This is a genomic window from Sphingomonas arvum (genome assembly GCF_026013565.1).
Classification (GTDB): Bacteria; Pseudomonadota; Alphaproteobacteria; order Sphingomonadales; family Sphingomonadaceae; genus Sphingomicrobium; species Sphingomicrobium arvum.
In genome coordinates this window covers 538524-550753 of record NZ_JAPDOB010000002.1, presented here as the reverse complement: position 1 = coordinate 550753, position 12230 = coordinate 538524, and the positions used below count along the sequence as shown (strand labels likewise).

At 68.1% G+C, this 12230-nt stretch carries 14 protein-coding genes; 9 read left to right on the top strand and 5 right to left on the bottom strand.

All coding sequences use genetic code 11. The features are described from left to right. Positions 1-5 precede the first annotated feature (5 nt). Positions 6-956 (bottom strand): DnaJ C-terminal domain-containing protein, encoded by a 951-nt coding sequence (locus OMW55_RS10195; protein ID WP_264882887.1) that lies wholly within the window; start codon positions 954-956, stop codon positions 6-8. A 90-nt stretch (positions 957-1046) separates the two neighbouring features. Here OMW55_RS10195 and pdxH point away from each other — a divergent pair, with 90 nt between their 5' ends. Genes pdxH through OMW55_RS10180 form a run of 3 tightly spaced genes read left to right on the top strand, consistent with a single transcriptional unit; the run spans position 1047 to position 3324 of the window. Beyond that, positions 1047-1628: a pyridoxamine 5'-phosphate oxidase gene (pdxH, locus tag OMW55_RS10190; RefSeq protein ID WP_264882886.1), complete on the top strand. Its 582-nt coding sequence runs from the start codon at positions 1047-1049 to the stop codon at positions 1626-1628. Then, positions 1625-2551, top strand: coding sequence for a cation diffusion facilitator family transporter (locus tag OMW55_RS10185; RefSeq protein WP_264882885.1), 927 nt, complete (start codon positions 1625-1627; stop codon positions 2549-2551). The genes pdxH and OMW55_RS10185 overlap by 4 nt, the downstream gene beginning before the upstream one ends. Continuing rightward, entirely contained in the window at positions 2548-3324 is a 777-nt protein-coding gene (locus tag OMW55_RS10180; RefSeq protein WP_264882884.1) for a PhzF family phenazine biosynthesis protein, read from the top strand. Before OMW55_RS10185 ends, OMW55_RS10180 begins: the two co-directional genes overlap by 4 nt. Here the strand turns inward: OMW55_RS10180 and OMW55_RS10175 are convergent. Next, positions 3321-3809 carry an NUDIX domain-containing protein gene (locus tag OMW55_RS10175; RefSeq protein ID WP_264882882.1) on the bottom strand — a complete coding sequence of 163 codons (489 nt, stop codon included), beginning with the start codon at positions 3807-3809 and terminating at the stop codon, positions 3321-3323. The genes OMW55_RS10180 and OMW55_RS10175 overlap by 4 nt on opposite strands. Positions 3810-3873: 64 nt before the next feature. Between OMW55_RS10175 and OMW55_RS10170 the strand changes: the two genes are divergently transcribed. Beyond that, complete coding sequence (locus OMW55_RS10170; protein ID WP_264882880.1) at positions 3874-4317, top strand: hypothetical protein; 444 nt, start codon at positions 3874-3876, stop codon at positions 4315-4317. 4 nt (positions 4318-4321) lie between these two features. On the opposite strand, the gene mnmA is transcribed toward OMW55_RS10170, so the two are convergent. Next, positions 4322-5425, bottom strand: coding sequence for a tRNA 2-thiouridine(34) synthase MnmA (mnmA, locus tag OMW55_RS10165; RefSeq protein WP_264882878.1), 1104 nt, complete (start codon positions 5423-5425; stop codon positions 4322-4324). Between the two features lie 71 nt (positions 5426-5496). Between mnmA and OMW55_RS10160 the strand changes: the two genes are divergently transcribed. The 3 genes from OMW55_RS10160 to OMW55_RS10150 all read left to right on the top strand — a co-directional run bounded on the left by OMW55_RS10160 (position 5497) and on the right by OMW55_RS10150 (position 6483). Beyond that, a complete protein-coding gene (locus OMW55_RS10160) occupies positions 5497-5688 on the top strand; it encodes a hypothetical protein (RefSeq protein ID WP_264882876.1) in 192 nt (63 codons plus the stop codon). An 89-nt stretch (positions 5689-5777) separates the two neighbouring features. Further along, positions 5778-6077 (top strand): CtrA inhibitor SciP, encoded by a 300-nt coding sequence (sciP, locus tag OMW55_RS10155; protein ID WP_264882875.1) that lies wholly within the window; start codon positions 5778-5780, stop codon positions 6075-6077. A 130-nt stretch (positions 6078-6207) separates the two neighbouring features. Beyond that, positions 6208-6483, top strand: coding sequence for a GlsB/YeaQ/YmgE family stress response membrane protein (locus OMW55_RS10150; RefSeq protein WP_264882873.1), 276 nt, complete (start codon positions 6208-6210; stop codon positions 6481-6483). A 62-nt stretch (positions 6484-6545) separates the two neighbouring features. Here the strand turns inward: OMW55_RS10150 and OMW55_RS10145 are convergent, their stop codons facing one another. Continuing rightward, on the bottom strand, positions 6546-7256 hold the full coding sequence (locus OMW55_RS10145) for an SIMPL domain-containing protein (protein WP_264882871.1): 711 nt from the start codon (positions 7254-7256) through the stop codon (positions 6546-6548). Positions 7257-7325: 69 nt separating this feature from the next. Next, positions 7326-7592 (bottom strand): GlsB/YeaQ/YmgE family stress response membrane protein, encoded by a 267-nt coding sequence (locus tag OMW55_RS10140; RefSeq protein ID WP_264882870.1) that lies wholly within the window; start codon positions 7590-7592, stop codon positions 7326-7328. A 198-nt stretch (positions 7593-7790) separates the two neighbouring features. On the opposite strand from OMW55_RS10140, the gene OMW55_RS10135 reads away from it, so the two are divergent. Both OMW55_RS10135 and OMW55_RS10130 read left to right on the top strand, forming a co-directional pair. Beyond that, positions 7791-8969: an efflux RND transporter periplasmic adaptor subunit gene (locus tag OMW55_RS10135; protein ID WP_264882869.1), complete on the top strand. Its 1179-nt coding sequence runs from the start codon at positions 7791-7793 to the stop codon at positions 8967-8969. A 29-nt stretch (positions 8970-8998) separates the two neighbouring features. Continuing rightward, on the top strand, positions 8999-12187 hold the full coding sequence (locus OMW55_RS10130) for an efflux RND transporter permease subunit (protein WP_264882867.1): 3189 nt from the start codon (positions 8999-9001) through the stop codon (positions 12185-12187). The last annotated feature ends 43 nt before the right edge of the window (positions 12188-12230 follow it).

Below are 12230 nucleotides of genomic sequence, written 5' to 3'. Positions count from 1 at the left end.
CGGCGTCAGACGCCGAGGTGGGCGCGCGGATTGCCGCCGCCCGTCCAGTCGGCGACGAAACGCTCCAGCGCGGCATCGCCGGACGGCAGGTCGACGCTCAAGGTCACGAGCTGGTCGCCGCGCTCGCCCTTCTTGCCCGGGAAGCCGCGGCCCTTGATGCGCAGCACCTTGCCGGAGGTGGAGCCCTTGGGGACGGTCAGCATAACGGGGCCGTCGGGCGTCGGCACCTTCACCTTGGCGCCCAGCACCGCCTCCTTGAGAGTGACGGGCAGGGTCAGGCGGATGGCGTCGCCGTCGCGGGTGAAAGACCGATGCGGCTCGAGCGTCAGGGTGATGATCGCGTCGCCGCGGCCGCCCGGCCCCTCTTCGCCGCGCCCGGCGAGGCGGATCTTGGTTCCGTCCTCCAGGCCAGCGGGGAGCTTGAGGTCGATCGCCTTGCCGTCGCGCAGGGTGATACGTTGCGGCGTCAGGGTGGCGGCGTCCGTGAACGGGACGGTCAGGCGGTAGGCGACGTCGGCACCCTTCTGCGGTGGGGCGCGGCGGCCAAAACCGCCAAAGCCGCCATTGCCCTGGCGAGTGCCGGGCCCGCCGGAGCGGCCGAAGATGCCTTCGAACAGGTCGGACAGGTCGACGTTCTCGGCTTCAGCTCCCGGGAACCCGCCGGGGAAGCCGTCCGCCGCGCCGCGCCCACCGGTCGCCCGGCCACCGCCGAAGCCGCCGCCGAACGGCATCTTGGGATTGCCCTCCTCGTCGATCTCGCCGCGATCGTAGCGGGCGCGCTTGTCCTTGTCAGACAGGAGGTCATAGGCCGCCGTCACCTGGCTGAAGCGCTCGGCGGCCTTCGGGTTGTCCTTGTTGGCGTCGGGGTGAAGCTGCTTGGCGAGGCTGCGATACGCCTTCTTGATCTCGGCCTCGCTCGCCCCCCGCTTGACCCCAAGCCGTGCATAAAGATCCATGGCTGCGCGTCTTAGGCGTAAAATGAACTTGAGCGCTAGGTAGTTCGCCTTGCTTGCCTGCCAAGGGCACCGCGGCCTAGAGGCCCGCGGATGACCGACGATCCCTTTGCCCTGTTCGAGGAATGGTTCGCCGAGGCGCAGCGGAGCGAGCCGAACGACCCGGATGCGATGGCGCTGGCGACGTCGACCCCGGATGGGCGGCCATCGGTGCGCATCGTGCTGATGCGGCTGCATGGGCCTGAAGGCTTCGGCTTCTTCACCAACCTCCAAAGCCGCAAGGGCCAGGAAATCGCGGCCAATCAGGCCGCGGCGCTGTGCATCCACTGGAAGAGCTTGCGCAAGCAGGTCCGGGCCGAGGGCGTGCTGCAGTCGGTCAGCACGGCGGATGCCGACGCGTATTTCGCTAGCCGCTCGCGCGACAGCCGGATCGGCGCCTGGGCCAGCGACCAGTCGCGCCCGCTGGATGCGCGCGAGACGTTCCTTGGGCGGATCGAGGAAGCCACTGCGCGGTTCGGCGACGACGATGTGCCGCGGCCGCCGCACTGGTCCGGGTTCCGGCTGGTGCCCGAGCGGATCGAGTTCTGGGAGGACCGAGAGTTCCGGCTGCACCACCGACGGCTGTTCACCCGCCAGCCGCACGGTGGCTGGAGCGAAGGGCTTCTCTACCCGTGAGGGTCACAGGCCCAGAGCGCGCGCGCCTGTCGACGTTGGCCGCGCTGGCCAGCGTCGGGATGGCGACGCTGCTGCTCGGCGCCAAGGTATGGGCGGCGATCACCACCGACTCCACCGCCATGCTCGGCAGCCTGGCCGACACCGCCCTGGACCTGATCGCCAGCCTGGTGACCTTGGCGGGCGTGCGCATTGCTGCCATTCCGGCCGACCAGGATCACCGCTTCGGTCACGGCAAGGCGGAAGCGCTGGTCGCGCTGGCGCAGGTGGTGCTGATCTCGATCAGTGCGGTCGGGATCGGCTGGCGCGCGGCCGACCGGTTGCTGAACGGCGCGGAGACCGCCAATGCCGAGCTGGGCGTCGGCGTGTCGGTTGCCGCCATCGCCGCCACGCTGTTGTTGCTGACCTACCAGCGGCGGGTGATCGCGCGCACCGGGTCGGTCGCGATCCGGACCGACAATCTCCATTACAGGTCGGACCTGTTCCTGAACGGTGCGGTGATCGTCGCGCTCGTGCTCGACCAATGGCTCAGCATCCGCGGCGCGGACGCGGTATTCGGGCTGGCGATCGCGGCCTGGCTGTTGTGGGGTGCGTGGCGCGCGGCCGGAGACAGCGTCGACCAGCTGATGGACGCCGAGTGGCCCGAAGAGAAGCGTACCGCCTTCCTGGCTGCCTGTGCGGACTATCCCGAGCTGAACGGAATCCATGATGTCCGCACCCGCACATCCGGCGCCCACGACTTCGTGCAGTTCCACGTCTGGGTGCCCGAGGATTGGACGGTACGCGAGGCGCATGATCGGCTGGACCCGATCGAAGAAAAGCTGCAGGCCCGCTTTCCAGGCACCGAGCTGCTGATCCACCTTGATCCCGAGGGTCATATCGACCGGGAGGGCATGCTGCCCCACGAATTGACGGAGCGCCGATGAACCTGCCCTTCTTCCAGGTGGACGCCTTCGCGCCTGCCCCGCTGACCGGCAATCCGGCGGCCGTGATGCCACTGGAGCGCTGGCTGCCCGACGCGCAGCTGCAGGCCATCGCAGCGGAGAACAACCTCAGCGAGACGGCGTTCACCGTTCCTCTGGAGGGCGGCGAGGCCGACTATCACCTGCGCTGGTTCACGCCGACGACCGAGGTCGACATGTGCGGCCATGCGACGCTGGCGGCCGGGCACATCCTGCTGACCGGAGCGGCGGTCCGTTTCCGTACCCGCTCAGGCATCCTGAGCGTCGAGCGGAACGGCGAGCTGCTGCGGCTGAGCCTGCCGGCCTCGCGGATCGAGGTGGCCGAGGCGCCGGACGCGCTGGCGGCGCTCGGCGTCGAGGGTCAGGTGCATCGGGGCAGCGGCGGCAACGGGGCGGTGATCGTCCCCCTGGCGGACGAAGCGGCGGTGAGGGCCGTCCGGCCGGATTTCACGGCACTGCGCCGGATCGACTCGCTAGTCATGGTAACGGCTTGCGGCGAGGCGGCGGACGTCGCCAGCCGAGTGTTCGCCGCCTATCACGGGATCGACGAGGACCCGGTCACCGGCTCCGCCCATGCGGCGCTGGTGCCGCTGTGGGCCGAGCGGCTGGGGCGAACCCGCTTCTCGGCCGCGCAGGTGGGGCCGCGCAGCGGCGAGCTGGAGTGCGAGCTGGCCGGCGACCGGGTGCTGTTGTCGGGCCGGTGCTGGACGGTGATCGAGGGCAGCTTCCAGCTCTAGGCCAGCCGCGCTTCCAGGGCGTCGAGCAGCGGCCGCTGGCTGGCGAGCATGGCGGCGCGGGCCTCGGGAAGCGTGAACCAGCGGGCTTCGGCGACTTCCGGAAACCGCTGGAGCTGGCCACTGCGGGGCGGCCATTCGAGTTCGAAATCGATGCTGGTGAGCGTCGCAGGGTCGAACTCGCCTTCCACCGCGAAGGCAGCAACGATCTTGCCTCCGGATTGCCGCACCACGCACAGCGGGAACGGCACCGCGGTCAGCTGAAGCCCGGTCTCCTCCGCGAATTCGCGCAGGGCAGCCTCCACCGGGCTCTCGCCAGGCTCGATCATGCCCTTGGGGATCATCCAGGCGCCCGCGTCCTTGCCGCGCCAGAAGGGGCCGCCGGGCTTGACCAGCAAGACGGCGATGGGCGGGCCGCTCCTGAACAACAGGACGCCCGCGCTCTGGGGAGCGCGCGCGTGGGAGCCGGTCGACACGGCCGCGCTCATAAGCCCTTTTCCCCTTTCATCGGCAGTGCAATGCTTGAACAGGAACGAACGGGGGAGGTCGACGATGCAATGGAAGGTAGGAGTGGCGGTGGCGGCGATGCTGGCCGCGCCGGCTGGCGCCAGGGAGCTGGACACCCGGCTGCAGGCGGCGCTCGCCTGCACCAAGGTGACGGACGCGGCCGAGCGGCTGGCCTGCTTCGACCGAGCGATGGTGCCCTTGCAGCAGGCGGCGCAGACCGGTGCGCTGGATGCCCGGTCCCTGGGGCCGCAGGCCCGGGTCGGGACCATCAGCGCGGTGCGCGGGCTGGGTGTCGACAGCTACGTCATCGCCCTCGAGAATGGTGATCGCTGGCAGTTGTTCATCGAGGGCCGCGAACGGGAGCCGAAGATCGGCGGCACGGCCACTGCCCGCCGCGGAGCAATCGGGAGCTGGTGGATCGACATCGACAAGGGCAGCACCTTTCGTGCTAAGTTCCTCGGCCCACCGCAGCGCCGCGCCGGGGGCTGACAGCCTACGCGGCGGCCAGTTCGGCCGGCATTGTCGCGGCGATCCAGCCGCCCCCAAGCAGCCGGTCGCCGTCGTAGACCACCGCCGCCTGGCCGGGTGCAACGCCATATTCAGGTGAGGCGAACCGGATGCGGTCGCCCTCGATAGTGGCGGGCACCGCGGGCGCCAGCGAGCGGACCTTGACGGTGACCTGCCGCTGGCCCTCGCCGAGCCAGTTCCGGTCCTCAATGGTGGCTTCCCTGACGGCCAACGCGTGGCGCGGACCGACCACCAGCCGGTGGGCCTCGGGCTCGATCCTGACGACGTAGAGCGGCTCGGCCCGGCCGCCGAGTTCGATCCCCCGGCGCTGCCCGACAGTGAAGTGGATGACGCCGGGGTGCCGCCCGAGGACCTGACCGTCGAGGTCGACGATGTCGCCCGGAGTGGCGGTCTCGGGCCGCAGCCGCTTGACGAGCCCGGCATAGTCGCCGTCCGGCACGAAGCAGATGTCCTGGCTGTCCGGCTTGGCGGCGACGGTGAGACCGGCTTCGGCGGCAAGGCGGCGGACCTCGTCCTTGGGCAGGTGGCCGAGCGGAAAGCGGAGGAAGTCTAGCTGCGTGGCGGTGGTGCCATAAAGGAAGTAGCTCTGGTCACGGCGCGGATCGGCGCCCTTGTGCAGCTCGGCGCGGCCCCCATTCACTACCCGGCGGACGTAATGTCCCGTTGCGAGACAATCGGCGCCAAGCTCGTGGGCGAAATCGATGAGGTCGGTGAATTTCACCCTCTGGTTGCAGAGCGAGCAGGGTACGGGCGTGCGGCCGCGCGCATAATCGTCGGCGAAGCGGTCGATCACGCCGGTGCGAAAGCGACTTTCATAGTCGAGCACGTAATGGGGGATGCCGAGCCGCTCGCACACCTGCGCGGCGTCGTAGATGTCCTGGCCGGCGCAGCAGCTGCCCGAGCGCTTCACCGCCTCGCCATGGTCATAGAGCTGCAAGGTGACCCCGATCACCTCCGCCCCCGTGCGGGCAGCCAGCGCCGCCACCACCGAGCTGTCCACGCCGCCGGACATGGCAACGACGATGCGCGCCTCCGAGGCGGGGCGGGAAAGATCGAACTGGATGGACATGAGCGATACTTCTTTACGCGAAGTTCACCCCTTTCGGCTAGGCCGGGTGGGGCGAGCAGGAGGGGCAAGGGTTGAGCGATTTGCTGGTGGACCGGAAGACATCTGCCGAGCTGACCGGGTCGGAAGCGGCCCTGCTGCTGCGAGCGGCGCCCGGTGGGCCGGACCGCGAGGCGCTGGTCCGCTTCCTGGCGGGTCGGGACGAGCGCCCGGCGCAAGGGGCATTCGCCAGCCTGGCGCCGGCCGCGCAAAAATCGAAGGAGTAAGCAGGTCGTTTACCAGCCGATTTCAGCTTTCCTTCAATGGCTGGCCGTTAAACCGGCCGCAGAACACAACCACCGGGCTTGAGGAAGCGATGCTAGAAAACCAGAAGTTCCGTCCGCATCAGGTCATCGGCCCGCTGGGCGAGCCCCTGACGGTGGACAAGCTTCCGCCCGCCACGACCACCCGCTGGGTGGTCCGGCGCAAGGCCGAGGTGGTCGCCGCAGTCGCCGGGGGCCTACTGACGGTGGACGAGGTTTGCCAACGCTACGGCCTCAGCCTGGAGGAGTTCGCCAGCTGGCAGCGGGCCGTTGATCGCAGCGGCATGCCGGGCCTGCGGGTCACCCGAATCCAGCATTACCGGCAGGTCTACGAGCGCCAGCAGCGCTACTGATCATCTGCATCGTTACGGAACCGTTCCCCGCCCCGGCTGTTGCTGAAGCGGAACAAGACGTGTGCAGCATGCGTCTTGTCGCCCGGAAGGCTCGCGTCATCGAACGCGGCCACGAAACAGGAGGGAACGCATGCTTACCTGGATTCTGATCATCATCGTCGGCGGTATTCTGGGCTGGCTGGCCAGCATCGTGATGCGCACCGACGCGCAGCAGGGCATCCTGCTGAACGTGGTGGTGGGCATCGTCGGCGCCATCCTCGGTGGCCTGATTTTCCCGCCGCTGTTTGGCATCGGTGGCAGCATCACGCAGGGCGACTTCTCGCTGCCGAGCCTGCTGGTCTCGCTGCTGGGTGCGATCATCCTGCTGGCGATCGTCAACCTGCTCCGTCGCGGTCGCGTGCGCTAAGCGCCGCGCCACTACGGGCTGATACGAAGGGCCGCCCCGCAACGGGCGGCCCTTTTTCGTGTTTATTGTAGTTCGAAGCTCATCTGCAGCGTGACCGAGAGCTGCTGTTCGCCCGGCACAATGGCGGTGCTCGCATCCGATTCGGCCCGCCGCGCCATGGCGACGACCGGCACCGGGTTGTCGAACCGGGCGCCTTCGCTGACTGCAAGCAGCCGGACCACCCGCAGACCAAGCGAGCGGGCGTAGAGCTCGGCCCGAGCACGGCCGACGGTGAGCGCCTTTTGCCGAGCCTCGTCGAGTGCAGTCTCAGGCCGATCGACAGTCAGGTTGGGCCCGCTGATCTGATTGGCGCCTTCCTTGACCAATGCATCCAGGATCCGCCCCGTGTTCCGAATATCGCGGAAGCGCAGGGTCAGCTGGTTGCTGGCCTGATAGCCGGTCAGCTGCGGCGGCTGTCGGTCGGCATACACATAGTCGGGATTCAGGCTGACCGAGCTGGTCTGGACATCGCGGTCCGCTACCCCTGCCCGCTTCAGCGCCGCCCGCACCCGGTCGAGCCGGGCCGCATTCTGGGCCAGCGCTTCGCTGGCCGAGGCGGCGCGAGTGACAACTCCGGTCGAGATTACCGCCACGTCGGGCACGCGGCTGACGTCGCCTGTCGCGGCGATGTCCAGCCGCGTGCCAGCGAGCGGCTGAACGGCCACAGGCTGCGCGGACGCGGCCGCCGGGATAGCCGCGCCCGTCAGCGCAAGGGCAAGAAGCAGTGGACGCATAAGCCTTCTCCTACCAATGATCCGTCCGGATTTCTCCCGGCGCGGGTGGCAGGAAGCTGAACGGCTCGCTTACAGGCGGCGTCGGCCGGCGATGGTGCGGTACAGGAACAGGATGATGAACGCGCCGACGATCGCGGCCAGGAAGCCCGCGGCTTCGCCCTCGTCATACCAGCCGACGGCCTTGCCGATGAAGCCGGCCAGCAGCGCGCCGGCGATGCCGAGCAGGATCGTGACGATGCACCCGCCGGGATCACGTCCGGGCATCAGCAGCTTGGCGATGCCGCCCGCCAGCAGTCCGATCACGATCCAGCCGATGACGCCATAGGTTTCGATCATTCCTAGCTCCCTGTTGGCCGCACAGACGCGGTTCACATCTTTCGTTATAACGCAAACCTGCGTTGGCGGCAGCAGTGCCGTCGTTGGTCGAAGAATCCTTGCCGACGCAAGAGCGATGCGGCCCAGTTGCGCCGGGTGATGTATTTCAGTAATACAGCTGCCGTCTCGGTCTCGGCACAGAAAGAAAGAGAATTGGACATGAATCGGGAGACCCGGCTCGACCGCTCGGATACGCTGGTGGTGGTGGATCGTTCGCGGCGCAACCGCAACCTGATCCTGGCGGCCGTCGGAGCCGTGGCGCTGCTGGTGCTCGGCTGGTTCCTGTTTGGGCCTAGCAAGGAGGACGCGGCGGCTCCGGCGCAGGCCAGTGCCGGACGCGACGGGCAGGTTCCGTCGGTCAGCGTGGTCGTGCCCGGCCGGACGCAGGTCGCCCGGGTGATCTCGGCCAGCGGCGCGCTGGCAGCGCGGCGCGACCAGCCGGTCGGGGCGGCCGGCACCGGTGGCCGGGTCACCGCGGTGCTGGTGGACGCGGGCAGCTGGGTCAATGCCGGCCAGACACTGGCGACCGTGGATCGGTCCGTGCAGACCCAGACGGCGGCTCAGCTGGCGGCGGCCGTTGAGTCGGCACGGGCGTCGGCGGGTCTCGCCCAAGCGGAGTATGACCGTGCAGCCGCGCTGGTCGGTCGCGGGTTCATCTCCAAGGCGGAACTCGACCGCAAGCGGTCGGCGCGCGACCAGGCGCAGTCCCAGATCCGCGTCGCCCAGGCGCAGCTTGGTGCGACCCGCGCAGGCATCGGCCTGCTCGACGTCAAGGCGCCGACCAGCGGCCTAGTACTGCAGCGCAATGTCGAGGTCGGCCAGGTCATCGGTGCTGGCAGCCAGGGGCTGTTCCGGATTGCTCGCGGTGGCGAAATGGAGATGCGGGCGCAGCTCAGCCAGCAGGACCTCGCGGCTGTCAGGGTCGGCATGGCGGCCAGCGTGACGCCGCTCGGCTCCGACCGGCCGATCGCCGGCCAGGTGTGGCAGGTGTCGCCGGTGATCGATCCCACGACCCGGCTGGGCGAGGTGCGGATCGCGGTGCCCTACGGACCGCAGGTGCGGCCCGGCGGCTTCGCCGATGCGCGGATCACGGCCGGCGCGGCAACCGCGCCGTTGCTGCCGCAGAGTGCGGTGCTGGCCGACCAGGACGGCAACTACGTTTATGTCGTGAACGCCAAGAACCAGGCCGAGCGACGCGCCGTGAAGATCGGCAACGTTAGCGAAGCCGGCGTGAGCATCGCGGAGGGCCTGGACGGTACGGAGACGGTGGTGCTGTCCGCCGGGCCGTTCCTGAACCCCGGCCAGAAGGTCAATCCCAAGCGCCAGGCAGCGCGCTAACCCTAGTTTCGCAAGGACGGCGTCGCGCCATGAGTTTCCGCAACATTTCCGCCTGGTGCATCCGCAATCCGGTGCCGCCGATCGTGCTGTTCATCGCGTTGCTGCTGACCGGCATCTACGCGTTTGCCACCATGGAGGTGACGGACAATCCGGACATCGATTTCCCGGCTGCCACCGTCACCATCTCGCAGCCGGGCGCAGCCCCGTCCGAATTGGTCAATCAGGTCACGCAGAAGGTCGAGGCCGCGGTGCGCGGCGTGGAAGGCATCGACGAGATCAATTCGGACGTGCGCGAAGGCAGCAGCAACACCTTTGTGCAGTTCAAGATCGGGACCCCGACCGACCGGGCGGTGAACGACGTACGCGACGCCATCGCCCAGATCCGCGGCGACCTGCCCGAGGGCATCCTGGAGCCGCAGATCAACCGGGTGCAGGTGAACGGCGACAGCTTCGTCTACATCGCCGCCCAGACCACCGACATGAGCCTGGCCGACCTCAGCTGGTACATCGATGGCAAGGTCTCCCGCCGGCTGTTGAGCCAGGACGGCGTGGCGCAGGTCACCCGCGAGGGCGGCGTCGACCGGCAAATTCGCATCGTGCTCGACCCGGCGTCCCTGCAGGCGCAGGGCATCACGGCGGCGCAGGTGAATGCTCAGCTGCGCACGCTGAACTTGAACGCGGCTGGTGGTCGCGCCCAGATCGCCGGATCTGAGCAGACCGTGCGAGTGCTGGGCAACTCGCTGACCGCGCAGGAACTCGCGCAGAAGCAGATCGCCCTTCCCGGCGGACGTTTCATCCGCCTGGCCGACATCGCCCAGGTGCAGGACGCGGCGGCGGAAGCGCGCTCGTCGGCGCAGTTCGGCGGCCGTCCGGTGGTCAGCTTCAACGTCGCCCGGGCGAAGGGCGCGTCCGACGTGACGGCCTACGACAACACCTGGAAGGAACTGCACAAGATCGAGAAGGAGGACCCGCGGGTCCGCTTCGTGGAAATCGACAACAGCGTCGACCGCACCAAGCTGCAGTACAGCAGCGCGGTTGATGGCCTGGTCGAGGGCGCCGTGCTGGCCGTGCTCGTCGTGTTCCTGTTCCTGCGGGACATTCGGGCGACCCTGATCAGCGCGCTGGCGATCCCGCTGTCGGCCATTCCGGCCTTCTGGTTCATGGACCTCATGTCCATCAACCTGAATGGCCTGTCGCTGCTGGCGCTCAGCCTGGTGGCTGGCGTGCTTGTCGACGACGCCATCGTGGAGATCGAGAACATCGTTCGCCACATGCGGATGGGCAAGTCGGCCTACCAGGCGTCCATCGACGCCGCCGATGAGATCGGGCTGGCAGTGCTGGCGACGACCATGTCGATCGTGGCGGTGTTCCTGCCCGTTGCCCTGATGCCGGGCATTTCCGGCCAGTTCTTCCGCAACTTCGGCTACACGGTCGTGCTGGCGGTGCTGATGAGCCTGCTCGTCGCGCGCATGATCACCCCGCTGATCGCTGCTTATTTCCTCAAGAGCCACGGCGTGCAGGAGCATGCCGGCGGCAAGTCCATGATGCGCTACCTCGGCGCCCTGCGCTGGACCATCGATAGCAGCAAGGTGGCGCCGGCGCAGGCGCGCAGCCGCAGCTGGATCGGCCGCCGCCTGGCAAGGTTCCGCGACCATCGCATCTGGATGGTGGGCGTTGGCTTCTTGATCCTGGCCAGCACCGGCGTCGGTATCGCCACGCTGTCGATGGCTTTTCAGCCTGACCAGGATTCTGAATCCAGCAGCGTTCGCATCCAGATGCCGCCCGGCACCACGCTGGACCAGACGATGCGGGTGGCTGAGCAGGCCGCGACCGTGATCAAGCGCAATCCGAACGTGCAGGACGTGTTCATGCGCAGCTTCACCGGCTCGGCGTTCGTCAACGTGCTCTACAAGAAGGACCGGACCAAGAAGAGCTTCGAGATTGAGCGCGAGATCAACCCGCAACTGGCTCAGATCCCGGACGCACGCGTCAACTTCAACAGCAACGACGGCGGTCCTGGTAGCGGCGGCCGCGCGCTCAGCCTCTACCTTGGGGGTGACGATCCGCAGCAACTCACTCGGGTTGCCAACCAGATCGCGGCCGAGATGGCCACCTTGCCGGAGGTCGTCGCGCCGCGTGTCCAGGGCGACAACGTCCGGCCCGAGCTGATCATCAAGCCGCGCTTCGACCTGGCGGCGGACCTGGGCGTCAGCACCTCGGCCCTGGCGCAGACCATCCGCATCGCCACCATCGGCGACATCGACCAGAACAGCGCGCGCTTCTCGCTGTCGGACCGTCAGGTTCCGATTATCGTCAGCCTGGCGCAGTCCGAGCGCAAGGACATCTCGACGCTGGAGAACCTGCCCGTACCAACCGCAAGCGGCGGATCGGTGCCGCTGAAGTCGGTGGCGGAGATCAGCTTCAGCTCGGGGCCGGTCATCATCAACCGGACCAATCAGGTCCAGCGGATCGTGGTTGGCGCCGACCTCGCGCCGGGGCTGGTGTCGGGCGACGCGTGGAAGAAGATCGACCAGCTGCCGACGCTCAAGAACCTGCCGGAAGGCGTTCAGCGGCTCAGCCTTGGTTCGCAGAAATGGCAAGCCGAGCTGATCATGAACTTCATTCTCGCGGTGCTGGCCGGGATCGCGCTGGTGTTCGCGGTCCTGGTGCTGCTCTACCGCCGGTTCCTGGTGCCATTCGTGAACCTAGGTTCGCTGCTGCTCGCGCCGCTGGGTGCGGTCATCGCGCTCCACATCGCCGGGCAACCGCTCAGCCTGCCGGTGTTCATCGGGCTGCTGATGCTGCTGGGCATCGTCGCCAAGAACTCGATCCTGCTGGTCGATTTCGCGGTGGAGATGATGAACCACGGCATGCACAAGGACGAAGCGATCGTGGAGGCGGGCCACAAGCGCGCGCAGCCGATCGTGATGACCACGGTGGCGATGGTCGCGGGCATGATCCCGATCGCGCTGAGCCTGTCCGGCGACGGCAGCTGGCGGGCGCCGATGGGCGTCACCGTGATCGGCGGCCTGATCATGTCCACCGGCCTGACCCTGCTGCTCGTCCCGGCCTACTTCAGCCTGGCAATCGACATCGAGCAATGGATCGGCGCCAAGTTCGGCAAGGGCCTGCGGGCTACCGCTCATGCCGTGCACGAGGAAGTGCCGGAACAGCGCGCGCCGGGCTTCGGCGGGAGCCAGCCGCAACCGGCGGAGTGAACCAGGCGCTCGGCTCGGCTATTGAGCAGGAATGAGCCGAGCC